Origin of the sequence: Subtercola sp. YIM 133946, from assembly GCF_036553535.1 — a bacterium.
Lineage (GTDB): Bacteria > Actinomycetota > Actinomycetes > Actinomycetales > Microbacteriaceae > Subtercola.
The window spans coordinates 12,271-35,716 of the sequence record NZ_JAZHPE010000050.1; the positions used below are offsets into that span (position 1 = coordinate 12,271).

Genomic DNA, 23,446 nt, shown 5'->3' on the forward strand with positions numbered 1-23,446 from the left:
GGAGAACTCACATGTCATCTCTGCCCGTTGGCGAAACAACCACGTCGGAGGCACTCAACCCGCGAGCGTTTCGCAGGATCGTCGCGCTTGTCACGATCGGAAACGTGCTGGAGTGGTTCGACTTCTCGGTCTACGCCGTCGTCGCCGTGTATATCGCGGCCACCTTCTTCAACACCAGCGACCCCATCGCAGCTCTGCTGCCGACGTTCGCCATTTTCGGCGCAGCGTTCCTGGCACGGCCTCTCGGTGCGGTGGTTCTCGGCCGTCTGATGGACCGTCGTGGCCGCAAGTCGGTCATGTTGATCTCCATGTTCCTCATGGCAGGTGGCAGTGTACTGATCGGCGTCGCTCCGGGGTACGCCGCGATCGGTGTGGCCGGTGCGGTCATCGTCGTGATAGGTCGCCTGCTGCAGGGATTCTCGGCGGGCGGAGAGTTCGGCAGCTCCGCCGTCTTCCTTTCAGAATCCGCAAATCGCGGCCGTCGGGGGTTCTACACCAGCTTCAGCCAGGTGGCCACGAGCGCGGGACTCATTCTGGGGCTGCTCTTCGCGTTCGCGCTCACCGCGCTGCTCGGAGCAGGCAGTATGGCTGCGTGGGGGTGGCGCGTGCCTTTCGTCTTCGGCGGAATCCTCGCCGTCGTCGTCTTCGTTCTTCGTCGCAGAATGGGAGAGTCGCCGGCCTTTGTCGCCCTGCAGGCGCGAGGCGAAGGGGCAGCCACTCAGGAGCCCGATGCCGCGAAAGACTCTGGCGACGTGCGAAGCTTCCTCCTCAATCTCGGCGTCGTCTGCCTCTGGACGATGGCCGCCTTCATCACCCTCAACTACATGCCGACCTATGCGGTGACGTTCGCGAAGGCAGACCAGCAGTCCGCTCTCATTGCGACCCTCTTCGGTGCTGCTCTCACGGTGGTGCTCATTCCTGTCGCCGGAATGCTCTCCGACAGGTTCGGCCGTCGTCCGCTGTTGATCATCGGCGCCGTCGGATACGTGGTGCTGGCATATCCCGCGTTCTCTCTGCTTCTCTCCATGCAGTCGCTCATCGGACTCATTGTCTTCCAGCTCATCATGGCGCCGTTGTATGCCATCGTGGCCGGCGTCGGGCCGGCTACCATCACCGAACTCTACGGAACACGGCGTCGGGGATCACTGGTATCGACCGCCTCCGCTGTGGCGACCGCCCTGGCGGGCGGCTTCGCGCCCTACATCTCAACCTGGCTCATCCAGGTGACAGGCAACACCATCGCGCCTGCCTTCTACCTGATCGCGGGCGCGCTCGTGTCGCTCGTTGCCGCTGTCTTCCTGCCCAAGCGCATCGGCCTTGACGACCTCAGAGAGTGAGTTGACGATGGCCTTGAACGATCCAACCCTATGAAGACAGGAATCAGCGTGTCTGGCAGCGACGAACGAAGCGAGCTTGCGCTTGCCAACAGAATCCTCTATTCGAAGCACGTTCTCGATGCTTTCGGACACGTGAGCGTTCGGAGTGCGGCTCGACCAGACCGCTTCCTACTGGCGCGAAACCGAGCGCCGGCGCTCGTGGAGGAGTCCGACGTTCAAGAGTTCGACCTTGTCGGCGTGACAGAAGATCCACGCCCTGTCTACCTCGAACGGTTCATCCATGCCGCCGTGTATGCGCGACGGCCTGACGTCGGCGCCATCGTACACAGTCACGCGCCGGTGGTCATTCCCTTCACCGCACCCGAAGTCCAGCTCAAGCCGATGACGCACGTCGCGGGATTCCTCTCCAGAGGTGTCAGTAAATTCGATATTCGCAGCGTCGCGGGAGACGGAACTGATCTCCTCATCCGCGACCTCGGGCTCGGCGAGTCGCTCGCTGACACGCTTGATTCGTCGTCTCTGGTTCTGATGCGCGGACACGGATTCGTGACGGTGGCACCCGATCTGCGGCAGGCGGTCTTCCAATCCGTGCAGCTTCAGGTGAACGCGCAGATTCAACTTGCGGCGGCCGCCTTGGGCGCGGATTCATCGCTCTCGATCAACGAAGGGCTTGCGGCAGCGAACTCGAATGCGACACAGGTCTTCCGAGCGTGGGAGCTGTGGGCCAGGGAAGCTGGCGCGGGTCAATGAGAGGCGACCTGGGGGGCGGCGCTCGAGGATCGAAGAACGTCGACGAATGCCGCAAGGCCGTTCTCCCGCGACCTGGGCACCTCGATGCCGAGTGCTTGAACCGCCCGGGTCGCGTCGATCGGTTCATCTCTTCCAGGAGGGGACATGCCCTGCGAGCTGTCATCGACGCGAACACTGACCTCGGGAAACAGTTTTCGAAGTGTCTCTGCCAGCTCGTCGGCCGTCGTCGTCTGCTGCGATCCCAGAATGAACCGCTCGAACGATGCGGCGAGCTGAACCGACGCTGCGGCTGCAAGCGCTGCGGCGGCGTCATCGACGTAGAGCAGTTCGGTCTGAGACAGCAGATTCCGTGGAATGACAACGTCTCGTCCGCCCAACGCCTCGATCACGATCGTCTCGATCGCCTGGCTGCCGAGCGCTCCTCCGAGATGAGGCCCGTACCCGTACATCACCGAAGGGCGGACGATGACGACCTCGAGGTCGGTGGCTGCCTCCACTGCCCCCAACAGCTCCTCCATCGCCATCTTCGTTGCTCCGTAGTAGGTGAGATGCTGTGAGACGATCGCAGAGTCCTCGTCGAACGGCCCTCGGGCATCCATGTCGTGTACGCCCCAGGTGCTGACCGCAATGAACCGTCGGGCCCCGACGCCCGCGGCCCACAGCGCGAGTCGGAAGGTGGCACGGACGTTTATGTCCAGTGCCGCCAGTGGATCGCTCTGCGCCCTGGCGGCGATGAGCGCGGCGGTATGGATCACGACCTCGGGCTCAGGCAGAGTCGCCCACACGCTCTCTGAAAGCAGATCCCCTTCGATGAGGGTGAGCCTCGACGAATGACCGACGACGTCTGCCAGGTAGGTGCGATGAAGCGTGCGATCGACGAGCACGACCTCCCAGCCCGCATCCAGCAGACGTCGTGCTGTGTGGGCACCGAGCATCCCGGCGCCGGTGATCAGGGCGATTCGATTGTTCACGCGGGCGATCCCTTCCATCTGTCCGAATGAACTTTCGCAGTACTCGGCCACCCACAGAACCGCCGCGTGCCGGGACTTCGGTGATGGCGCCAACCAATTGGCGGAAGTGCCCGAGCGTCATTCCGATACTCCGAGCAGTTCGAATCTCACGCTCTCCGCTGTTTTTCCCGGAGTAAAGGGAGCAGTGCGTCGTCGACCAGACGTTCCAGCGTGTGTCGGTCCAGGCCGCCGCCCAGAAGGAGGGTCTCGGTGAAGAGGGCGGAGAAGGCGAGATCGAGAACGGCGTCGGAGCGGGTGGGGTCGAGCTCCTCGCCGCGAGTCACGGCGCGAGCGCAGATGACGCGCCCGACGTCGTGGCCGCGTTCTCGCACCTGCCCGCGGATGATCTCGCGCAGCGTGTCATCGTCACGGATGGCTTCGATCATGCCGATCAACGACGGCCCGGATGGCCTGACGAGTGTCTGCTGGATCTGCTCGACCGTGGCGAGAAGGTCTCCTCGCAGTGAGCCGGTATCGGGTACCTCGGCGTCTGCGCTCTCGGCTCGGCGGCGGAGTGCATCGGCGACGAGCTCAGCCTTACCGGGCCAGCGACGATACATCGTGGTCTTCGACGAGCGAGCCCGAGCAGCGATGGCATCGACCGTCACTTTCTCATAGCCGAGTTCTCCGATCAACTCGCTCGCGGCATCCAGAATCGCCTGCTCGCGGGCGGCACCCCGCCGAGGCGAGGGAATCCCCGTCATGTCAGCAGTGCAAATGTGCTGCGGATGTCGTCGACCAGCGTCGCCGGCTGCTCGAGAGCGAAGAAATGACCGCCCTCAGCGGGCTCGTTGAAGAACACGATGTCAGCGTAGCGCCGCTCGAGCTGGCGGCGGGACTTCCGCACGGCTTCTTCGGGTGGCATGGTGAAGCCCACCGGCACGGTGAGAGGATGCTCGATCGACGCGGGCGACGACCATCCCGATTGCGTCATCTCCCAGTACAGCCGGGCAGATGAGGCGCCGGAGTTGGGCAGCCAATACATCATGATGTCGTCGAGCATCTCATCGAGGGTGAACGAACCCTCGGCGTCACCCGGCGTTCCGCAGGTGTCTTGGAACATCGTATAGATCCAGGCAGCCTGACCCACCGGTGAGTCGGCCAGCGAGTAGCCGATCGTCTCGGGGCGGGTCTGCTGTTCTTTGGCGTAGCCAGAGAGGTTGTCCCAGAAGTACTTCGCGTCGCGGAGGGCCTTCTGCTCCTGCTCGGTCGCATCGGCGATCTCGTCGGGGGTGGGCCCGAACATCGCGAAGTTCAGGTGCGTGCCGATCAGGCCGGCCGGGTTCAGCCTGGCGATCTCGTCAGTGACCGCGCAGCCGAGATCGCCGCCCTGTGCGCCCCAGCGGTCGTAGCCGAGGCGGTGCATCAGCGCGATCCATGCCTCCGCGATGCGGGGGGTGGTCCATCCGGTGGCACCGGGCTTCGCCGAGAACCCGAAACCAGGCAGGCTCGGAATGACCAGATGGAAGGCGCGCCGGGGGTCGCCGCCGTGCGCTCCAGGATCCGTGAGCGGCCCGATCACCTTGCGAAATTCGAGAATCGATCCCGGCCACCCGTGGGTCATCACGAGAGGCAGCGCGTCTGCCTCGGGGGAGCGGATGTGCAGGAAGTCGATGTCGAGCCCGTCGATCGTCGTGCGAAACATCCCCCACGCGTTCAACTCGGCCTCCACGTTCCGCCAGTCGTAGCCGTTGCGCCAGCGTTCGGTCAACGCCTGCATCTTCCCGAGGGTGGGTCCTTGGCTGGTGTCTGAGACAGTCTGACCAGCCGGCCAGCGGACGGCATCGAGACGTCTCCTGAGGTCGTCCAGCTGTACCTGTGGAACCTCGATCGTGATGGATTCGATCGCCTCGGTCATGAGTCAGCCTCTCGTAAGTGTACGAAACAGTATCGTACACTTGCTGCAGGCCGAAAGTGGTCTCAGCCTGGATCGGGACCGCGGATGCGTTGGCCCGATCATCCAGCGGCGGGGGAGACGAATGCTGAGATCTGTGCCGCTGCGTTGTTGCCGACCGTCAGACTGGTCGCGGTTCTGCCTACGCGAGCCTGGCTCGCAGCGATCTTGACCGTTACGACAACCGATGCGCCGTTGTAGAAGAGATTGCCGTTCACGGTCGTGACGGATCCGTCGGCGTTCACTGCCGTTACGAGGCCGACGTGGTCTGCCGATGAACCACCGCGATAGTTGTAGACGACCGCATCACCGACTTGCGGCACATAACCCCCGTCTGTGTGCACAACAGAGCCGTTCTGCCCGGCAGCCGAGATGAAGGTACCCGACGCAGCGCTGAGGCCATCGGTGCGAAAGCCTGAGTTGGCCCAGACCCATTTGGCGAAGTCGGCACACCAGGCTTCGCCGCAGCTGGTGTAGTAGCCGGCTCCTCCCATCGAATTCGTTTGGCAGGCCGTTCGGCCGAGGTTCGCGTTCGCGAGGGATGCGATCGCAGCAGTGTTACCGCCGCCGCCGCCGCCCCCGCCGCCCCCGCCGCCGCCTGCGCACTGCGGCTCGCCGGGTAACGGTCCGTTCACGCCCGTTTCGAGGTCGACGTCGGGTACGAAGTTGGTGTCGATCAGCTGGTGCCACATGTTGCCTTGGCCGAAGTAGCCGGTGACGGTTTGTCCGTAGGTGTAGCAGGTCAGCCCGAGTACCTTGCCTGCAGGGTAGGTTGCGCGCTGGGTCGATTGGAGAGTTGCGGATGACATGCCTTGGGTGCCGCCGGCCGGCTTGACCGTTGCGAACCCGACCACGGATCGAGACCAGAGGGGCGTCGACCCTTGGTAGACCACGAGGTTGGAGTCGTCTTGGAGGGCGAGGATGGCGGTAGCACCGATCGAGGTGTTGCTCGACCACGCCGCTCCGCCTCCGTTGTGGTAGACGACCAGGTTCCCATCGGTTTGCATGGACACGAAGTTGTCGCCGGAAGTTCCGGTCGACCACAGCGCGGTGCCGCCGTTGTACTCGACGAGGTTGCCATCCGTCTGCATCACCAACTGATACTGGGCATTCGGGGATTGGAGGTACTGTGCGGCACGCAATTCTTCACCGGGATTGAGCTGGGTCGCTCCGAGCACCGCGCTCGTCGCCGCTGATGTTGTCCCTGCGTCGAAATATCCCGTCTTGGTGCCGGTCACCGTCACGGTGATCGTGGAGCCGAGTTGGCTGGAGGTCGGAGTGAACGTCGATGCCGTCGCTCCGCTGACGGCACTCCCGTTGCTGCTCCATTGATAGCTGAAGGAGTCTGGTGTGGGCGACCATGAGCCGGGGTCAGCGGTCAGAGTGACACCGACTCGAGCTGAGCCGACGATACCGGGGGTCGGTGTGCTGCTGAAGGTCAATGTGGAGATCACGGCACCGGTGGCGGCGCTGGTCTTCGTCACCGACTGGTAGCCGGCCTTGGTGGCGGTGATTGTCACAGCGATGGTCTTGCCTCCGTCGGCGACGACGGGCACGTACGTCGAGTTCTTGGCGCCGATGATGACGGTTCCGGAGGCTTTCCACTGGTAGCTGAACGTGACTGGTGCGGGTGACCAGGTGCCTGTGATGGCGGTCAGGGTCTGCCCGACGACTGGACTTCCGATGATGGTCGGTTGAGGCGTCGAGGTGAGAACTCCTGCGAGCACGGCTGCGGTGCTCGCGCTGGTTCTGCTGGTTCTTGCGTATCCCGCGTGGGTTGCGGCGACGGTGGCAGTGATGGTCTTTCCGACATCGGCTGGCACGGGCGCATAGGTGGCGCTGGTTGCGCCGGTGATCGGGATGCCTCCTGCTTTCCACTGGTAGGTGAAGGCGGCCGTCGGCTTCCAGGTGCCGGTGCTGAGCGTCAGGGTCTGACCGACTTGCGGCGTCCCGGTCACGGTCGGCGTGGGGGTCGTGGAGAAGGCCGCACCGAGAACCGTGGCGGTCGGAACGCTTGTTCTGGAAGCGGGTAGGTATCCGGTCTTCGTGCCGGTGATGGTGACGGTGATGGTCTTACCGATGTCGGCGGCGACGGGAGTGTAGCTCGACGTGTTCGCTCCGCTGACGGCTACGCCTGCAACTCTCCACTGGTAAGCGAAGGTCACCGGAGAAGGTGCCCAGGTTCCGGTCGATGCGGTCAGCTGCACGCCGGCGCGGGCGACACCCGAGATGACGGGGGCTGAAGTCGCGGTGAGCAACGACAGCACGGGGCTCGTGGCTGTACTGGTGTGGGTCTGGCTGAGGTATCCATCCACTGCGCCGGTGACGGTGACGGTGATCGTCTTCCCGGCATCGGTCGCCTGAGGTAAGTAGGAGGAGTGTGTGGCGCCGGTGATCGCGGAGCCTGCGAGCCGCCATTGATAGGTGAATGTCACTGGCCCGGGCGCCCAGGTTCCGGCGACCGCGGTCAGCGTCTGACCAACGACAGGCGATCCTGCAATGGTCGGGCTGGGCGCGGCGCTGAGCACGCCCGCCCCGATGGTAGCCGTCGGCGCACTCGCTTTCGTGATGGTGGTGTAACCCGACTTCGTGCCACTGACGGCGACGGTGACGGTGTTGCCGCGAGCCAGCACGGGGAGCACGAAGGTGGCGCTGGTGGCGCCTGCGACGGGAGTGCCGCTGATCATCCACTGGTACGACAACGTGGCGGCGGGTGCCCAGGTGCCGGTCGCGACCGTCAACGTCTGCCCGACTTTCGCGTTACCACTGATGGTGGGAACCGGCGCTGTCGTGAACGGGATCGTGGCGACGGTTGCGGTGGCCGAGCTGGATTTGACGACCGACAAGTAGCCGCTTCTAGCTGCCGTCACGCGCACGGTGATCGCCTTCCCGGCGTCGGCAGCTGTCGGTGTGTAGGTGCTCGCGGTTGCACCGCTGAGAGCGACTCCGCCGGCCAACCATTGATACGTCAGCGTCGTCGGTGTGGGGTTCCACGTACCGGCTTTCGCGGTGAGCTGCAGACCGACTCTGCCGGTGCCAACGACCGTCGGGGTCGGTGTGCTGGCGAATACTGAGAGAACCGCACCGGTCGCGGCGCTGGTCTTGGTCTGGCTGAGGTAGCCTGCGGTCGAGCCAGTCACCGCGACGGTGATCGTTTTGCCCGCGTCGGCGGCGACTGGCGAGTACGTCGCAGCTGTTGCGCCGGCGACGGTGACGCCACCGATCTTCCACGCATATGAGAAGGTGACCGGGCCGGGCGTCCAGGTGCCGGGGATCACGGTGAGCTTCTGCCCCACGGCCGGAGAGCCGGTGATCGTCGGCGACGGTGCTGCGGTGAGCACCCCCGAACCCACGGTCGTGGTAGCGACGGACGTCTTCGATGTGGTGGTGTAACCCGACTTCGACCCGGTCACCGTGACAGTGATCGTCTTTCCGACCGCGCTCGGCGGCGTCACGAACGTCGAAGAGGTCGCGCCGCTCACCGGGCTGCCAGAGATTTTCCACTGGTACGCGAGCGTTGCGGTCGGTGACCAGGCGCCGGGCGTTGCGGTCAGGGTCTGACCGACCTTGACGGTGCCGGCGATCGTCGGCACTGGAGCGGCCGTGAAGGCCGTCTTATCGCTGTAGGTGAATCCGGCGGCGCTGAGGTTGAGGGTGGGGGTGGTGTATTTCAGGCCGGTGGGGTTTGCGTAGACGGTGCCGTCGGCGAGGTAGGAGATCTGGCCGTTTGCTGCAGCGACCTCGACTTCGGTGATGGTGATCGGTCCGGGTGCCCAGGTTGCCGGATCCATGGTCGCTGTTGCGGTTCCTGAGAGAGCGCCGGTTCCACCCCATTGGATCAGGTGTTGGGCGCCGAGGGTGTCGACGGCGTAGACGTAGACGCCGGTCGCGGGGGTGTCTTTCACCGTCCACGCGTAGCTGACGGTCGCGTTGCTCGCCACCGTCGCCGGCGACGTGCGGCTGACGCTGACCAATGACGACGCCACCGAAATATCCGGTTGACCGGGTGTTGCGGTGAGGGTGAATCCGGCGGCGCTGAGGTTGAGGGTGGGGGTGGTGTATTTCAGGCCGGTGGGGTTTGCGTAGACGGTGCCGTCGGCGAGGTAGGAGATCTGGCCGTTTGCTGCAGCGACCTCGACTTCGGTGATGGTGATCGGTCCGGGTGCCCAGGTTGCCGGATCCATGGTCGCTGTTGCGGTTCCTGAGAGAGCGCCGGTTCCACCCCATTGGATCAGGTGTTGGGCGCCGAGGGTGTCGACGGCGTAGACGTAGACGCCGGTCGCGGGGGTGTCTTTCACCGTCCACGCGTAGCTGACGGTCGCGTTGCTCGCCACCGTCGCCGGCGACGTGCGGGCAACACTGACCAACGACGACGCCACCGAAATATCCGCAGCAGAAGCGGAGGCCAGACTCAGCGGTGCAAGCGCCGACATAGCCAGAGCGACCAAAGCGACTGCCGAAGGCAGCGCGAGGCCGCGACGACTAGCGAACATGATGATTCCCCTCAGCACTGATTTGCTACAGGCTAGTGGTGAGGCGGGGAACCTGGATATCACCCGAATGAGGGCCGAGAATGGTCTAAGGGACTCGGAGGCTTCCCCACCATGACAGGTGAATGAGGCTTATCGGTTGAAGATTCCGCCTACCGGGCGGGAGCATCCGGGTGCTGCGCGTCGTAGGTCGCGCTGTCGACCGCAACCCGGGAATCGTCGGTCGGGTCGACGCGTACCGGGATGCTCAACCCCACCTCGCCGAGCCGTCGCCGCCTCTCGTCGGAGCGGAACCCGACACGGGTCTGCGCCTCGTACGTGCTGCCGTCTGCGCGGGTCACGGTGAGACTGAGATCCCAGAGCGAGGCGTCGGCGCCGGGGAGCATCGCCTGGGGAACGTCGACACGGGCCGCAGCGCGTATGGTCGCCTCCGCGGGTGTGCCGGTGCGCTGCAGTTCGGCGGCCTCGGCAGACGAGAGGTGGCCGCCCCCACCCACGGTCATGTGTTTCTTCACCCCGTTTTCGTCGACATCGACAGAGATCGGTGTGCCCAGGGCTGCCGCGACCTGCTCGGCGATGGTGCCCGACGCCGTCGGGTCGGTGAAGGCGATGCCGACAGCATCCGTCTCTCCTGCGACGTGGTTCGCCAGGCCGGTGGTCATCAGCTGCTGCACGACTTGGGCGTCAGCGTCACCCCGTACGGCTGCGACCTTCTGTTGCGTTGCGGGGGTGCCCCACTGCACCCGAACCGTGAGTGGATCGCGCGAAGTGATCTCTGCGGGCACGACCTCGCCGACCTGCGGAGGAGCGTCCATTCCGAAGGTCTGCTCGACGCTCATCGCCACCGGAGGAACACCATCTGCCTGCACGATGCCTGCGATGTGCATCCGCACCCGCGGCATACCATTCAGCACAAGCCGGCCGACACCGTCGACCCGCGTCACGCTCGTCACGCGGAACGTTCCGGTCGCCAGGGGCTTTCTCGAGAACCACCTCATCGTCTGCCAGCCTACGCGCACCGCGACCCTGGCCGACGGATGCTGCGGTCGCCCTCTGAGCGCCGGCTCACGATGAGGCCCGCTGACGCCGGCGCGGGTTCACGCGTGCAGGTGCACCTGGTCGAATGCGGCCCGGGTGTCAGCGACGAGGGTCTGCGGGTTGTTCGCGCGACGTCGTGCGGTCTGGGCGCAGGCCAGAGCGATCTGGGCGGCGAAGATGGCGACGGATTCTTCTGTTCCCCGGGCGATGAGAAGGTCGCTCAACCGATCGGCGATGAGTTGCGTCTTGAGTGCGTCGCGCGCCCGGAGTTCGAGGTGTTTCGCGATCAGCTCGTAGTGCAGCGTGCATCCGGCGGGGTCGGCACTCGCGCTCCTGCACAGTTCGAGCACGATGGGCCTCAGCTGGTCGAGGGCGTCGGCGGCGGTGTGAGCAGGTTCGACCGAGTCACTCGTCGCACGTTCGGTGATCAGGTCGAGCATCCGTTGTTCCTGAGCGAAGACGACTTCGGCCTTGTCGCCGAAATAGCGGAAGAACGTCGTGCGGCCGACCTCTGCTCGCGAGGCGATGTCGGTGACCGAAACGTTCTCGAAGCCGTGGGCGCGGAAGAGTTCGTCGGCGGCCTCGACAATGCTCTGCTGAGCACGACGTTTCTTGCGCACGGTCAGCGGCTCAGCTGCGGCAACGGTGTCAGACATGGCCCCAGCCTACATCGACAGGTACGCATACCCGTAAGGTACTCAGTGTGTTACGGTACGCAGTACCACTTACGAACTGAGGATACGATCATGCTGAACACAGACGACCGCTACGAGATCACCGAGACCCTCGCGCTGCACGCCCACATCTCAGACGAGAACCAGCTGGAGCGCCTCGACGAACTGTTCACCCCCGACGCGGTCTACGACATGACCGCGTCAGGCATGGGAGCGTTCGCGGGGATGGATGCCATTCGCACTGCAGCGGCAGGACTGGCCCAGAGCGGCCATGCCCCTCTGGCGCATTTCGTGACGAACATCGTCATCACCGGCAGTGACGAGAACGAGGCTGCTGCGCTCTCCAAGGGCCTGATGATCATGGCCGACGGCTCGCCGCATGCCGTCACCTACGCCGACACCCTCCGGCGTTACGACGGCCGCTGGCGGATCAGCCACCGCATCATCACTCCGGCACGCGCACCTCAGCGGTGACCCACGATACGCGCGGCCCGGGCGTTCGTGCGTAGCCCTCTCATGCATACCCGCGCACGAGCGCCGGGGTTCGACCAGCCAGTAGGTTAGAGCCACGCCTCACTTCACCGAGGAGTGGGAGTGCCGAGTAGTCGCGCCGGCTCAGCCTGGTTCGACATGACTGAGGAGGTTCGATCATGCCTTTTGTGACCACAGAAGACGGCGTAGAGATCTACTACAAAGACTGGGGCAGCCCCGACGCCCAGCCCATCGTGTTCCATCACGGCTGGCCCCTCTCTGCAGACGACTGGGATGCCCAGATGCTCTTCTTCCTTTCGAAGGGGTACCGGGTCATCGCCAGCGACCGACGTGGGCACGGGCGTTCGTCGCAGGTCGGCACGGGGCACGACATGGACCACTACGCGAGCGACGTCGACGCCGTGGTGCAGCACCTCGACCTGCAGAACGCGATCCACATCGGCCACTCCACCGGAGGCGGCCAGGTCGCTCGTTACGTCGCGAAGTTCGGTGAGCCTCAGGGCCGGGTCGCGAAAGCGATCCTCGTGTCGTCGGTGCCCCCGCTGATGGTGAAGACCGACAGCAACCCCGAGGGCACCCCCATCTCGGTCTTCGACGATTTCCGGAGTGCGCTGGCGGCGAATCGTGCCGAGTTCTTCCAGGCCGTGGCGTCGGGACCGTTCTACGGCTTCAACCGCGAGGGCGTCACCCCCTCTGAGCCTGTCATCGCGAACTGGTGGCGGCAGGGCATGACCGGCAGTGCCCTTGCGCACTATGAAGGAATCAAGGCGTTCTCTGAGACCGACCAGACAGAAGACCTGAAGGCGATCTCGGTTCCGGTGCTGGTGACCCAGGGCGACGACGACCAGATCGTGCCCTACAAGGATGCCTCACTGAAGCAGCACGAACTGCTCAGCAACTCGACCCTCAAGATCTACGAGGGCTACCCGCACGGCATGCTGACCACTCACGCCGACGTCATCAATCCCGACCTTCTCGCCTTCATCGAGCAGTAGGAGAGCGCGCAGACGAATCGCGGAAGGCGCATCCCGAGTTCATCGGGGTGCGCTTGCCGCTCGGTCGCTGAATGAGCACGACGACCGGATGCACGAGCTGCCGTGCGACGGCGTCACGACGTGCGCGGGTCGTCGCCCCTTCCGGCCGCCGCCATGTGTTCGGTCAGCCGTTCGGTGGCCTCCCGCAGAACGCGAATCGCCGTGCGCGTGTCGGCGTCAGACGTCGGCCCGAATGCGATGGCGCGGATCTCTGCGATCGGATCGGGCAGTTTCGCCCAGAGTTCGGTGCCCGCAGCAGTCAGCTCGAGCATCCGTTGTCGGCGGTCTCCGGCACCCTCGACCTGATCGACGAGGTTCTTGCGCACCAGCGTGGTGACGATCCCGCTCAGGGTCGCGCGCTCGAGGTGGAGGAGCTGCGCGAGGTCGCGTTGCATGGTCGGGCCGTCGTTCGCGAGCTGGTAGAGCACGTACCACTGGGTTGAACCGAGCCCGAACGGGCGCAAGGCTGACTCGAGCGCTTCGCGGTTGGTGAAGTAGTACCGCTTCGCCCAGGCGCCCACGCCCTCGTGCTGGCCTGCCTCGTGTTGGCTCGCCTCGGGCTGGCTCACCACGGGATGGCCGCGTTCTCCCAGCGGGTGAACGTGCCCGAGGGGCCGTCGGGGCCGAGAAGGACGACCCGGATGACCTCGCGTGAGCCGTCTTCGACCGACTCCGTGCCGGCGAAGTTGTTGAGGTTCGTGGCGGTGAACGCCGGCGAGACCAGGTTGACCTTGATGTCGGTGTTCTCGAGTTCGATCATGATCGCCAGGGTCACGGCGTTCTCGGCGGCCTTCGAGGCCGGGTAGATGACGCCGAACATCGAGTGGTACGGGTAGGCCGGATCAGCGTTGGCCGTCAGCGAGCCGACCCCGCTCGAGACGTTGACGATGCGGGCATCCACCCCGCGCCGCAGCAGGGGGAGCATCGCCTGGTAGACCGCCAGCGTTCCGAACACATTGACATCCCAGACCGCCCGCATCTCGTCGAGTGACGCCCGGCTGGCCAGACCGGCCTGCGTGTACTCCTCGAAGAAGGCCGGATCGGCGAGCTGCTCAGTAGAGGCCGCCGCCCGGCGGGTGTTCGAGATGCCTGCGTTGTTGACGAGGAGGTCGAGCCGACCCTGCTCTGCGCCGATCCGCTCGGCGGCCGCGGCGATCGACTCGGCGTCTGTGATGTCGATCTGGAGGGGGATCGCGCCTTCGCCGATCTCGGCCGCCGCTGCTCGGCCGCGGTCGAAGTCGCGCGAGCCGAGGTAGACGGTTGCCCCACTCTCGGCGAGGGCCTTGGCTACCTGATAGCCCACGCCCTGGTTCGCCCCGGTCACCAATGCGATGCATGATGTGGCCATGTTGCACTCCTCAGTTTGTTCGTTACCTGACGATTATCGTCTGGAAGCTAACGATAATCAAGAGCGACCCCAATAGCCGCCAGAGCGAACCGGCGGGGCCTCGTAGTGCCGCGTCACTCGGCGTATCGTTCCTTCATGACCGAATCTGCTGCGATCACCATCACGCCCATCGAGGTCGGCGAGCTGCGGGCGGCGGGCGACGGCATGCCGATCTACGTGCACGTCATCGACCACCCGCAGGGTCGCGTGCTGGTCGACACCGGCCTGACACAGCTGCATCCCGCGGTGGAAGACCTCGATCCGCACCTGCGACCGCTCGACGAGCAGGGCTTCGACCTCGACAGCATCGACGTCGTGGTCAACACCCACCTGCACTTCGACCACTGCGGCGGCAATCACCTGTTCGCCGGCACGCCGATCTACGTGCAACGCACCGAGCTCGACGACGCTCGCACCGAGAGCGACTACACGATCGTCGAGTGGGTGGATGCGCCCGGGGTGCAGTACGCGCCCGTCGACGGCGAGTTCGAGTTGCTGCCCAGGATACGCCTCCTCCCGGCGCCCGGCCACACCCGCGGAACGCAGATCGTCGTCGTCGAGCAGGGCGCGCACCCCGTGGTCATCGCGGGTGATGCGGCGGTCTGGCCCGGCGAACTCGACGAGCCGACCACCGAGGGCCAGCTGCTGATCCGCTCCCTCGAACCCGAGGCGGTCTGGATGTCGCATGCGCACGAGCCGTGGAGGCCGTAACCCGGTTGCCTTTTCGGCGGCGGCTCTGAGATAGTTGGGGTACTGACAATATCCTGCATTGAGCAAGGGAGCCCGCATGCAGTTCTATCTCGACGGTTACCGCCCCGGCGATCCGACAGTTCGTGCTGCCGCCGCAGACCCGTACATCGCCGGCACCCCGCTTCCTGACGAGGTCGACGTTCTGATCGTCGGAACGGGGCCCGCGGGATGCGTTCTGGGAGCCCAGCTCGCAGCCTTCCCCGACATCAGGGTGCGCATCGTCGAGCGTCGCGACGGCCCGCTCACCCGAGGGCGGGCCGATGGGGTGGCCTGTCGTACGGTCGAGATGTTCCAGGCGTTCGGGCTCGCGAACACCTTGCTCGACGAGGCGTACTGGGTCAATGAGAGCGTCTTCTGGGGCCCGGGCGAGGTCGAGCCGTCGGGGATCGTGCGCACGGGACGCGTGCGCGACACCGAGGAGGGCCTGTCTGAGATGCCGCACGTCATCGTGAACCAGGCGCGCCTGCAGCAGTACCTGCTCGACACGATGCTGAAGTCGCCGAGCAGGCTCGAGCCCGACTACGGCGTCGAATTCGTCTCGCTCGACGTCGAACCCGAGGGCGATCATCCGGTGCTCGTCACCCTCAGCGCGAACGGCCGACACTTTCAGGTGCGCGCCACCTACGTCGTCGGCGCCGACGGCGCCCGAAGCGGGGTACGCGCGGCCATCGGCCGAACCCTGCACGGCGACACCGCCAATCACGCCTGGGGCGTGCTCGACATTCTCGCCGTGACCGACTTTCCCGACTGGCGGCTGAAGTCGCTCATCCAGTCGGCGCACGCAGGCAACATTCTGCTCATTCCCCGCGAGGGTGGAAACCTGGTGCGCCTCTACGTCGACCTCGGCGAGGTCGACGACCGCGAGACGGTGAAACAGATCACGGCCGAGCAGGTCATCGAGACCGCGCGGCGCGTGCTGCATCCGTACACGCTCGATGTTCGCGAGACGGTGTGGTTCTCGGTGTACGAGGTGGGCCAGCGCCTGGCCGACACATTCGACGATGTTTCGGCCGACGAGCTGGGCGGGCGCCTGCCGCACGTCTTCATCGCGGGCGATGCCTGCCACACCCACAGCGCGAAGGCCGGCCAGGGCATGAACGTCTCGATGCAAGACGGCTTCAACCTCGGCTGGAAGCTGGCTGCGGTGCTCGAGGGCCGCAGCGCCCCCGAACTGCTGCGCACGTACTCGGCCGAGCGCCACGCGATCGCGCACGATCTCATCGAGTTCGACAAGCGGTGGTCGGCGACGATCGCCGAGCCGCCACTCGACCCCGAGCATCCCGAACGGGGCGGCATCGGGCCCGGCGAGCTGCAGGTGGCCTTCGTCGAGTCTGGGCGGTACACGGCCGGCCTCGCGACCCGGTACGAGCCGTCGCTGCTCACCGGTTCGGCAGAACACCAGTCGCTCGCGACCGGCTTTCCGATCGGAATGCGCTTTCACTCGGCCCCGGTGCGTCGGGTGGCCGACGCGAAGCCGTTACAGCTCGGGCACACCCACGAAGCGGATGGCCGGTGGCGCCTCTATGCGTTCGCCGATGCATCCGGCGCACGCGCTGCGGCCCTGTTCGACCACCTCGAGCGGGTCGTCGTGCCGAGGTTCACGCCAGCAGGCGCGGATGCGGATTCGGTGCTCGACGTGCGCGCCGTCTTCCAGGGCGCCCACACCGAGGTCAGCATCGCCGACCTGCCCGAGCTGCTGCGACCGCTGAAGGGCAGCCTGCGTCTGCGCGACTACGAGAAGGTGTTCGCCGCCGACGCCGAGCGCCTGGCGGATGCCGGGGTGGGCGGGGCCCCCGGCATCGGCGACATCTTCGACGAGCGGGGCATCGACCGGGCGGCAGGTACTCTTGTGCTCGTGCGCCCCGATCAATACGTTGCGACTGTGCTGCCGCTCGACGCGTTCGATGAGCTCGACGCGTTTCTCGGCGGCATCCTGCTCGAGGCCCGATGACCGACGAAGAAGAACCGCTTCGCCACACCGGGCACCTCATTCGCCGCGCACAGCAGCGGCACGCCGCACTGTGGCAGGAGCACGTCTCTGCCCAGGTCTCGAGCGTGCAGTACGCGGCGCTCGCCGTGCTCGAGCGGATGCCCGGCGCGAGCCAGAGCGAACTCGGCGCCGCTCTCGACCTCGACCGCTCGACCATCGCCGACATCGTCGTGCGCCTCGAGCGACGGGGGGTGCTCGAGCGGCGGCCGCACGAGAGCGACGGGCGACGCTACTCGTTGCACCTCACGGCGACCGGGGTCTCAGAGGTCGACCTGCTGCGCCCGCGCGTCTTCGAGGCGAACGTGATGCTCACCGAGAGCCTGAGCTCTGACGAGGTCGAGACTCTGCGCAGGCTGTTGAAGCGCATGCTCGAGATCTAGTCGGCCTGCGTGCCCAGCTCGTCGGTGAGGTGCCGGTTCGGCACGGTTCTCGACGCAACCGCGCGCATCCGCTCGCTGTAGAGGGGAACGTCGAGACCGAACAGGTTCCACCGGGGCAGGTATGACAGCAGAAAATCGTTGCAGCCCAGCAGCGAGAGCTCGCCGACCTCTCCCGCGAGCAGCAGTTCGCGCTCCTCGGCCGTGAGGTCGAAGAGGTCGAGTGCGGCCTCGGGTGCCTCGATCGCGAGATCGCGCACGTCGCTGTTCATGAGGCAGCTGCGACAGAACTTCGCCACCTGGTATGTGCTCATGCGAGCCTCCAAAAACCGTATCCGTGTCCGAACTGAGTGTGAATGTCGAGGGTCGTCGGTGCGCCGCCGCCGATCGCTCCGAGCATGGCGATCCAGTTGAGCAGCTCTCCGCCGACGTTGCCGGCCGCTGCCATCTGCGCCCGGCTGGCGTTGGCGACCAGCGACTCGTGGTCGCCCGCCTCGAGAAAGCGCGCCACCTGTCCGACCCATTCCGGAGCTGGTACGCCGAAGATCTTCTGCGGCTCGATGTAATGGCCGCCCACATCGAGCGAGAAGCTGCCGCTGCCCAAGACCGCGACCCGGGCATCCTCGGGCCAGCTCGCGATCGTCGCGCCGACCGTTCTGCCGAGCGACAGCGCCCGCCTGGCCGTGGGGATCGGCGGAATGTGACTGTTGACGAAGATCGGCACGATGGCGAGGTCGGCGGCGGGCCGGATGAACTGCAGCGGTACGAGCCACGAGTGGTCGAGCGTGAACTCCTGGGTCTGCGAGACGTCGAAGTCGGCGATGGTGGTGTCGATGCGGATGCTCTCGGCCAGGTCGCGACAAACCGGCAGTTCGACGTGTCTGAGGCCCGGGGTGCCGTCGTTCGGGCCGCTGGTCTGGGTGGCCACCCCCACACTCAGGGCGGGGTAGTTGTCGAGGAAGAACGTGTTGAGATGATCAGTCGAGAACATCACCACGATATCGGCGTCGACGGCGTCGAGCTGCTCTGCGATGCGCGCGTATGCCACGGCGGTCTCGTCGTCGGGATCGCCGGCCGTCACATTGGCGGCGAAGGCCGGTGTATGGGGTACGCCGATTCCGGCGACGATCGTGGCCATGTCTCTCACCTTCTGGAGCAACTGCGCTGTCTGAATATCTTTATAGCAGAAATGCATTCTGTTGTAGAGATTCATGAAGATGCCGAGTGTTTCAATACAAGAGCTGATTTGGCGTATATTTCTGCTGTGCAGAAAATTTCCCAGAAGCGCGCCGATGTCACGGCGCCGGCGGTTCCGCAGTATCCCATCGACTCGGTCGACAACGCGCTGAAGCTCATTCTGCTGCTCGGTGAGCAGCCGGAGATTCGCCTGACCGATGCCAGCACCTATCTCGAGGTGGCGTCGTCGACCGCCCACCGGCTGCTGGCGATGCTGCAGTATCGCGGATTCGTGCGGCAGGATGCGCAGACCAAGGCGTACGGCCCGGGCCCCGCTCTCACCGGGGTCGCCTTCTCGGTGATCGGCCGCATGAACATCAATCAGCTCGGTCGCCCGTTTCTGCAGGAGCTCAACGACCTTCTCGACGAGACGATCCACCTCGGAATGCTCGAAGGCGCCAATGTGCGCTTCATGGACGGCATCGAGAGCCGCAAGGCGGTTCGCGTGGCGTCGCGCCTGGGCAAATCTCTGCCCGCGCACGTCACGTCGATCGGCAAGGCCATGCTGGCCGAGCTCGATCCGGCCGAGCTGCGGCGACTGTATCCCGAGGACGTTCTTCCCCGGGTGACAGACAAGTCGATCACCACGTTCGACCGTCTCGAGAAGCAGCTGGCGATGACGAAGAGCTCGGGTTACGCCACGAATCGCGAGGAGAGCGAGGAGGGCGTGGCCTCGGTCTCGGTGGCGGTGCCGACGAGCGTTCCCGGGCTGCGGCTCGCGCTGAGCGTCTCGGCGCCGGTGAACCGCCTGCCGGCCAAGGCGGCACGGGACATGGCCGCGATTCTGATTCCCGTCGCCAGGCGGTTCGGCGAGGCGCTCGGCTGAGTGCCACCGCAACGGCTTCCGGCAGGGCCCTCGCCGATCCGTCTTCTTGACGGGTGCCGGACAACGGCCTAAAGTCTGCAGAATGGACTTCTGCAGAACAGATAATGACGTCTCGAGCCCTCCATCCTCCGTCGTCGACCGGCCCTGGCGCATCCTCGCCGGCGGCGACCCCGTCGAGACGGTGGCGACGTACGAGATCGAGAACCCCAGCACCGGTAGGAAGCTCGCGGATGCGCCGGATGCCAGCGCCGAGGAGGTCGACCGGGCGGTGCGCGCCGCAGCGCTGGCCCAGCCGGCGTGGGCGGCGCTGACTCCGCGCGAGCGAGCCGGCAGGGTGCGGCGACTCGGGGCGCTGATGATCGAGCACCGCGAAGAGCTCGCGACGCTCGATTCGCTCGACATGGGGGCGCCGCTGCGCTCGACGCGGCTCGATGTCGACGGCGCAGTCGAACTCATGAACATCTTCGCCGACTATGCCCTCGAACTCGGCGGCCGCACCATTCCGGTCAGCGCCAATCTGCACTACACGACGAGCGAGCCGTACGGAGTCGTCGCGCGCATCGGAGCGTTCAATCATCCGTTGTTCTTCGCTGCGTCGAAGGCCGCCGCACCACTCATCGCGGGCAACGCCGTCATTCTGAAGGCACCCGACCAGGCTCCGCTGTCGACACTGCGGTTCGCCGAGCTGGCGGCCGAGGTGCTTCCTCCCGATGTGCTGATCGCGATCTCGGGCAGGGGAGGGGTGAGTGGTCGCGCCATCGTGGCTCACCCGCTCATCCGCCGCATCGGCTTCATCGGCTCGGCCGCGACCGGGCGCAGCATCCAGAAGGATGCCGCCGACGCGGGCGTCAAGCATGTCACCCTCGAACTAGGCGGCAAGAACGCTCAGATCGTGCTTGCTGATGCCGACCTGGCCGCCGCCGCGGCAGGGGTCGTGGCGGGCATGAACTTCACCATGTCGGCAGGGCAGAGCTGTGGCTCCACAAGCCGACTGTTGCTGCACGAGTCGGTCGCAGAGGAGGTGCAGACGCGCGTCGCGGCCATTCTCGACGCCATCCGCGTCGGCGACCCGATCGACGAGAGCAACGACATGGGCAGCCTGGTCTCGAAGGCCCAGTACGACAAATCCCTGCACTACATCGACGTGGGTGTCGCAGAGGGGGGCACGGTGTTGTCGGGAGGCGGTCGGCCGAGCACGGTGGGCCCCGAGGGCTGGTTCGTGTCACCGACCCTCATCACGCAGGTCGCCCCCGACAGCACGCTCGGCCAGCAGGAGGTCTTCGGCCCGGTGCTCGCGGCGATGACCTTCAGTACGGTGAGCGAGGCGATCGAGATCACGAATGCTGTGGAGTACGGCCTCACCGCGTCGGTGTACACCTCTGACCTGACCACGGCGCACCGGATAGCGCGCGACCTCAAGGTGGGCCATGTGCTCATCAACAGCCCGAGCCGGCACTTCTGGGGCCTTCCGTTCGGAGGAACGAAATCGTCGGGCTTCGGTCGCGAAGAGTGCCTCGAAGAACTGCTCTCGTACGCCGAGACCAAGACGACGACGGTGATGCTGCCATGAGCGCGGGCGAACCGGAGTGGGGCAGCGATGTCGTCGCCGACTTCCTACGCCAGGCCGATGTACGATATCTCTCGCTGAATCCCGGCGCGAGCTACCGCGGTCTGCACGACAGCCTGGTCAACTATCTCGGCGCCGAAGACCCGTCGATTCTGATGTGCCTGCACGAAGAGCATGCCGTCGCGCTCGCACACGGCTATGCCAAGGTCACCGGCTCGCCGATGGCGGTGGCGCTGCACAGCAACGTGGGGCTGATGCACGCGAGCATGGCGATCTACAACGCCTGGGCAGACCGTGTGCCGGTGTTCATCATCGGCGCGAACGGCCCGATGGATGCCTCCCGCCGGCGCCCGTGGATCGATTGGATCCATTCGTCGGCCGATCAGGCCGCGCTCGTTCGCAACTACGTGAAGTGGGACGACCAGCCGGTCTCGGTGCAGGCGACGCTCGACTCGCTGGTGCGGGCGTGGGAGATCGTGCGAACCCCTCCCCACGCTCCGACGTATGTGGTGCTCGACACCACGATGCAGGAGTCGAAGCTCGAGCGGCCGGTGCCGATTCCCGAGCTCGCCGAGATGCCCGTCGTCGCGCCGCAGGTCGCTCCGGCCGACGCCATCGAGCAGGTCACCGGGGCGCTGCTGTCGGCGACGTCGCCCGTGCTGCTGATGGGCAGGATGAGTAAGAACCTCGATGACTGGAACAGGCGGGTGAAGCTCGCAGAGGCCGTCGGCGCCCGGGTCATCACCGATCTGAAGGCGGGCGCGTCTTTTCCCATGACGCATGCGGCCCACGTGGCCGGCCCGTCGTTCTTTCTGACCGGCGAGGGTGCCCGCGTGCTGCGAGCCGCCGACGTCGTGGTGGCCTTCGACTGGATCGATCTCGGCGGCACCCTGGCGCAGGCCCCCGCCGACGCAGAGCGACTGGTGGTGAACGTGAGCCAGGATGCCCAACTGCACAACGGCTGGAGCAAAGACCACTTCATGCGCATCCCGGCCGACCTCACGCTGCCGATCGGCCCCGACACCGGCGTGGCCCAACTGGTGGCGGCGCTGCCCGAGGGCACAGCGGTCGACGCCGAGGCTCCGGATGCCGCGCCCGCGCCCGAGGCGACGTCGAACCGCATCACCCTCCCGCTGCTCGCGTGGACCGTGCGCGACATCATGCGTGATGAGCAGGTCACTCTGGCGCGCCTGCCGCTCGGCTGGGACGGCGACTTCTGGCCGTTCGAGCATCCACTCGACAGTCTCGGCTACGACGGCGGCGGCGGCATCGGATCGGGCCCCGGCATGCTCGTGGGGGCCGCGCTCGCGCTGCGCGGGTCCGACCGCATTCCGATCGGCGTGCTCGGCGACGGCGACTACCTGATGGGCGTGCAGGCGCTCTGGACTGCAGCGCGCTACTCGATACCGCTGATCGCCGTCGTCTCGAACAACCGCTCGTATTTCAACGACGAGGTGCACCAGCAGAAGGTCGCCGAGACGCGCGGGCGCGACGTCTCGCGCAAGTGGATCGGCCAGCGCATCGACGACCCCGCTCCTGATCTCGCCGGTCTCGCCAGGGCGCAGGGGCTCGAGGGAATCGGCCCGGTCACCGAGCCGGCTGAGCTGAGACGCGCTCTGACCGAGGCGCTGCGCCTCTACCGTGAGGGCCGCGCGGTCGTGGTCGACGTCGTCGTCGAGACCGGCTACAGCCCGGCGATGGCTGCTGGTCTCTCGCGGGAGAGCTGACGAGACAATCGGTCGTCGACTTTCTCTGCTGAACAGATAAGAGTTCTTGACAGTAGGACGATGGCTCACTAGTTTTGCAGAGAAGGGTTCTGCACAAAAGAGCAGCTCGATAACGGTGTCGGGCAGCAGACTGCGACAGCACCTGTGAGAAAGGACATCCAATGGCGGACGATCCGCGTGAACTGGTCGGCACAGCATCACGAATACTCGCGCGCGCCGGGCACAACGATCTCGTCTGGGGCCATGCATCAGCACGCGATTCGGCTGATCGCGGTGTGTGGCTGAAGGCGGCCACCTGGGGGCTCGACGAGATCACTCCCGACCGCGTGCATCTCGTGGGCTGGGACGGCACCCTGCTCGAGGGCGGCGGCCAACGTCACCACGAGTACCCGATCCACACCGAGATCATGGCGAGGCGGCCTGACGTCGGAGGCATCGTGCACGTGCACAGCCCCTACTCGGTCGCACTGGCTGCCTCGGGTGTCGACCTCCTGCCGGTCAGCCACTCGGCGAACTTCTTCGCACCTCTCGGTGTGCCGCGCTTCACCGAGACGACCGATCTGATTCTGACCGAGCAGCTCGGCCAGGCCGTCGCAGCGCAACTCGGCGACGCCCGGGCGATCTTTCTGGTCAACCACGGCATTGTGACGGTCGGCGCAGATGTGCGCGAGGCGACGATCGCCGCGATCCTGCTCGAGATGGCGTGCCAGCAGCAGCTCATCACCAGCGGGTTCCACTCGTGGCCGACCTGGACAGGCGACGTCGAGTCACTCGTCAAGCGCGACCACATCTACCCTCCCACCGCAGTTCGAAGCGTGTGGGACTACCTCGAGCGCGGTCTCAGCGCGCAGACGAAAGGCTGACGAC

At 65.8% G+C, this 23,446-nt stretch carries 21 protein-coding genes; 11 read left to right on the forward strand and 10 right to left on the reverse strand.

The window, feature by feature from the left end; translation table 11 throughout:
* The first annotated feature begins 11 nt into the window (after window positions 1–11).
* On the forward strand, window positions 12–1,337 hold the full coding sequence (locus tag V3W46_RS17050) for an MFS transporter (protein ID WP_331784337.1): 1,326 nt from the start codon (window positions 12–14) through the stop codon (window positions 1,335–1,337).
* A gap of 30 nt (window positions 1,338–1,367) precedes the next feature.
* Entirely contained in the window at window positions 1,368–2,087 is a 720-nt protein-coding gene (locus tag V3W46_RS17055) for a class II aldolase/adducin family protein (RefSeq protein ID WP_331784338.1), read from the forward strand.
* On the opposite strand, the gene V3W46_RS17060 is transcribed toward V3W46_RS17055, so the two are convergent.
* The 6 genes from V3W46_RS17060 to V3W46_RS17085 all read right to left on the reverse strand — a co-directional run bounded on the left by V3W46_RS17060 (window position 2,081) and on the right by V3W46_RS17085 (window position 11,175).
* On the reverse strand, window positions 2,081–3,058 hold the full coding sequence (locus V3W46_RS17060) for an NAD-dependent epimerase/dehydratase family protein (protein ID WP_331784339.1): 978 nt from the start codon (window positions 3,056–3,058) through the stop codon (window positions 2,081–2,083). The genes V3W46_RS17055 and V3W46_RS17060 overlap by 7 nt on opposite strands.
* 146 nt (window positions 3,059–3,204) lie before the next feature.
* Window positions 3,205–3,801: a TetR/AcrR family transcriptional regulator gene (locus V3W46_RS17065; RefSeq protein WP_331784340.1), complete on the reverse strand. Its 597-nt coding sequence runs from the start codon at window positions 3,799–3,801 to the stop codon at window positions 3,205–3,207.
* Window positions 3,798–4,955: an epoxide hydrolase family protein gene (locus V3W46_RS17070; protein ID WP_331784341.1), complete on the reverse strand. Its 1,158-nt coding sequence runs from the start codon at window positions 4,953–4,955 to the stop codon at window positions 3,798–3,800. The genes V3W46_RS17065 and V3W46_RS17070 overlap by 4 nt, the downstream gene beginning before the upstream one ends.
* A gap of 98 nt (window positions 4,956–5,053) precedes the next feature.
* The gene (locus V3W46_RS17075) at window positions 5,054–9,370 is read right to left on the reverse strand and encodes a beta strand repeat-containing protein (RefSeq protein WP_331784342.1); all 4,317 of its coding nucleotides are present in this window, start codon (window positions 9,368–9,370) and stop codon (window positions 5,054–5,056) included.
* A 263-nt stretch (window positions 9,371–9,633) separates the two neighbouring features.
* Complete coding sequence (locus tag V3W46_RS17080; protein WP_331784343.1) at window positions 9,634–10,479, reverse strand: hypothetical protein; 846 nt, start codon at window positions 10,477–10,479, stop codon at window positions 9,634–9,636.
* Between the two features lie 99 nt (window positions 10,480–10,578).
* Window positions 10,579–11,175 (reverse strand): TetR/AcrR family transcriptional regulator, encoded by a 597-nt coding sequence (locus V3W46_RS17085; RefSeq protein ID WP_331784344.1) that lies wholly within the window; start codon window positions 11,173–11,175, stop codon window positions 10,579–10,581.
* A gap of 90 nt (window positions 11,176–11,265) precedes the next feature.
* Between V3W46_RS17085 and V3W46_RS17090 the strand changes: the two genes are divergently transcribed.
* Window positions 11,266–11,667: a nuclear transport factor 2 family protein gene (locus V3W46_RS17090; RefSeq protein WP_331784345.1), complete on the forward strand. Its 402-nt coding sequence runs from the start codon at window positions 11,266–11,268 to the stop codon at window positions 11,665–11,667.
* Window positions 11,668–11,843: 176 nt separating this feature from the next.
* Complete coding sequence (locus V3W46_RS17095; RefSeq protein ID WP_331784346.1) at window positions 11,844–12,680, forward strand: alpha/beta fold hydrolase; 837 nt, start codon at window positions 11,844–11,846, stop codon at window positions 12,678–12,680.
* Window positions 12,681–12,793: 113 nt separating this feature from the next.
* Here the strand turns inward: V3W46_RS17095 and V3W46_RS17100 are convergent, their stop codons facing one another.
* Together V3W46_RS17100 and V3W46_RS17105 are read right to left on the reverse strand one after the other, a co-directional pair.
* A complete protein-coding gene (locus V3W46_RS17100) occupies window positions 12,794–13,291 on the reverse strand; it encodes a MarR family winged helix-turn-helix transcriptional regulator (protein ID WP_331784347.1) in 498 nt (165 codons plus the stop codon).
* Window positions 13,285–14,067: an SDR family NAD(P)-dependent oxidoreductase gene (locus tag V3W46_RS17105; protein ID WP_331784348.1), complete on the reverse strand. Its 783-nt coding sequence runs from the start codon at window positions 14,065–14,067 to the stop codon at window positions 13,285–13,287. Before V3W46_RS17105 ends, V3W46_RS17100 begins: the two co-directional genes overlap by 7 nt.
* Before the next feature lie 135 nt (window positions 14,068–14,202).
* Here V3W46_RS17105 and V3W46_RS17110 point away from each other — a divergent pair, with 135 nt between their 5' ends.
* The 3 genes from V3W46_RS17110 to V3W46_RS17120 all read left to right on the forward strand — a co-directional run bounded on the left by V3W46_RS17110 (window position 14,203) and on the right by V3W46_RS17120 (window position 17,226).
* Complete coding sequence (locus V3W46_RS17110) at window positions 14,203–14,817, forward strand: MBL fold metallo-hydrolase (RefSeq protein ID WP_331784349.1); 615 nt, start codon at window positions 14,203–14,205, stop codon at window positions 14,815–14,817.
* A 76-nt stretch (window positions 14,818–14,893) separates the two neighbouring features.
* Window positions 14,894–16,807 carry an FAD-dependent monooxygenase gene (locus V3W46_RS17115; RefSeq protein WP_331784350.1) on the forward strand — a complete coding sequence of 638 codons (1,914 nt, stop codon included), beginning with the start codon at window positions 14,894–14,896 and terminating at the stop codon, window positions 16,805–16,807.
* Window positions 16,804–17,226 carry a MarR family winged helix-turn-helix transcriptional regulator gene (locus V3W46_RS17120; RefSeq protein WP_331784351.1) on the forward strand — a complete coding sequence of 141 codons (423 nt, stop codon included), beginning with the start codon at window positions 16,804–16,806 and terminating at the stop codon, window positions 17,224–17,226. Before V3W46_RS17115 ends, V3W46_RS17120 begins: the two co-directional genes overlap by 4 nt.
* Here the strand turns inward: V3W46_RS17120 and V3W46_RS17125 are convergent.
* A complete protein-coding gene (locus tag V3W46_RS17125; protein ID WP_331784352.1) occupies window positions 17,223–17,537 on the reverse strand; it encodes a hypothetical protein in 315 nt (104 codons plus the stop codon). The genes V3W46_RS17120 and V3W46_RS17125 overlap by 4 nt on opposite strands.
* Window positions 17,534–18,361, reverse strand: coding sequence for a hypothetical protein (locus V3W46_RS17130; protein WP_331784353.1), 828 nt, complete (start codon window positions 18,359–18,361; stop codon window positions 17,534–17,536). The genes V3W46_RS17125 and V3W46_RS17130 overlap by 4 nt, the downstream gene beginning before the upstream one ends.
* A 126-nt stretch (window positions 18,362–18,487) precedes the next feature.
* Between V3W46_RS17130 and V3W46_RS17135 the strand changes: the two genes are divergently transcribed.
* From V3W46_RS17135 to V3W46_RS17150, 4 genes are all read left to right on the forward strand, one after another.
* On the forward strand, window positions 18,488–19,285 hold the full coding sequence (locus V3W46_RS17135; protein WP_331784354.1) for an IclR family transcriptional regulator: 798 nt from the start codon (window positions 18,488–18,490) through the stop codon (window positions 19,283–19,285).
* An 82-nt stretch (window positions 19,286–19,367) separates the two neighbouring features.
* Window positions 19,368–20,855, forward strand: coding sequence for an aldehyde dehydrogenase family protein (locus V3W46_RS17140; protein ID WP_331784355.1), 1,488 nt, complete (start codon window positions 19,368–19,370; stop codon window positions 20,853–20,855).
* Window positions 20,852–22,579 carry a thiamine pyrophosphate-binding protein gene (locus V3W46_RS17145; RefSeq protein ID WP_331784356.1) on the forward strand — a complete coding sequence of 576 codons (1,728 nt, stop codon included), beginning with the start codon at window positions 20,852–20,854 and terminating at the stop codon, window positions 22,577–22,579. Before V3W46_RS17140 ends, V3W46_RS17145 begins: the two co-directional genes overlap by 4 nt.
* 161 nt (window positions 22,580–22,740) lie before the next feature.
* Entirely contained in the window at window positions 22,741–23,442 is a 702-nt protein-coding gene (locus tag V3W46_RS17150; protein WP_331784357.1) for a class II aldolase/adducin family protein, read from the forward strand.
* Window positions 23,443–23,446: the final 4 nt, after the last annotated feature.

Bases quoted from the DNA above. Each gene is read 5' to 3' on its own strand.
- V3W46_RS17065 (WP_331784340.1), bottom strand. From the start codon at position 3,801: ATGACGGGGATTCCCTCGCCTCGGCGGGGTGCCGCCCGCGAGCAGGCG.
- V3W46_RS17050 (WP_331784337.1), top strand. From the start codon at position 12: ATGTCATCTCTGCCCGTTGGCGAAACAACCACGTCGGAGGCACTCAAC.
- V3W46_RS17120 (WP_331784351.1), top strand. From the start codon at position 16,804: ATGACCGACGAAGAAGAACCGCTTCGCCACACCGGGCACCTCATTCGC.
- V3W46_RS17115 (WP_331784350.1), top strand. From the start codon at position 14,894: ATGCAGTTCTATCTCGACGGTTACCGCCCCGGCGATCCGACAGTTCGT.
- V3W46_RS17140 (WP_331784355.1), top strand. From the start codon at position 19,368: ATGGACTTCTGCAGAACAGATAATGACGTCTCGAGCCCTCCATCCTCC.
- V3W46_RS17150 (WP_331784357.1), top strand. From the start codon at position 22,741: ATGGCGGACGATCCGCGTGAACTGGTCGGCACAGCATCACGAATACTC.
- V3W46_RS17095 (WP_331784346.1), top strand. From the start codon at position 11,844: ATGCCTTTTGTGACCACAGAAGACGGCGTAGAGATCTACTACAAAGAC.
- V3W46_RS17080 (WP_331784343.1), bottom strand. From the start codon at position 10,479: ATGAGGTGGTTCTCGAGAAAGCCCCTGGCGACCGGAACGTTCCGCGTG.
- V3W46_RS17130 (WP_331784353.1), bottom strand. From the start codon at position 18,361: ATGGCCACGATCGTCGCCGGAATCGGCGTACCCCATACACCGGCCTTC.
- V3W46_RS17090 (WP_331784345.1), top strand. From the start codon at position 11,266: ATGCTGAACACAGACGACCGCTACGAGATCACCGAGACCCTCGCGCTG.
- V3W46_RS17055 (WP_331784338.1), top strand. From the start codon at position 1,368: ATGAAGACAGGAATCAGCGTGTCTGGCAGCGACGAACGAAGCGAGCTT.
- V3W46_RS17110 (WP_331784349.1), top strand. From the start codon at position 14,203: ATGACCGAATCTGCTGCGATCACCATCACGCCCATCGAGGTCGGCGAG.
- V3W46_RS17145 (WP_331784356.1), top strand. From the start codon at position 20,852: ATGAGCGCGGGCGAACCGGAGTGGGGCAGCGATGTCGTCGCCGACTTC.
- V3W46_RS17125 (WP_331784352.1), bottom strand. From the start codon at position 17,537: ATGAGCACATACCAGGTGGCGAAGTTCTGTCGCAGCTGCCTCATGAAC.
- V3W46_RS17070 (WP_331784341.1), bottom strand. From the start codon at position 4,955: ATGACCGAGGCGATCGAATCCATCACGATCGAGGTTCCACAGGTACAG.
- V3W46_RS17085 (WP_331784344.1), bottom strand. From the start codon at position 11,175: ATGTCTGACACCGTTGCCGCAGCTGAGCCGCTGACCGTGCGCAAGAAA.
- V3W46_RS17105 (WP_331784348.1), bottom strand. From the start codon at position 14,067: ATGGCCACATCATGCATCGCATTGGTGACCGGGGCGAACCAGGGCGTG.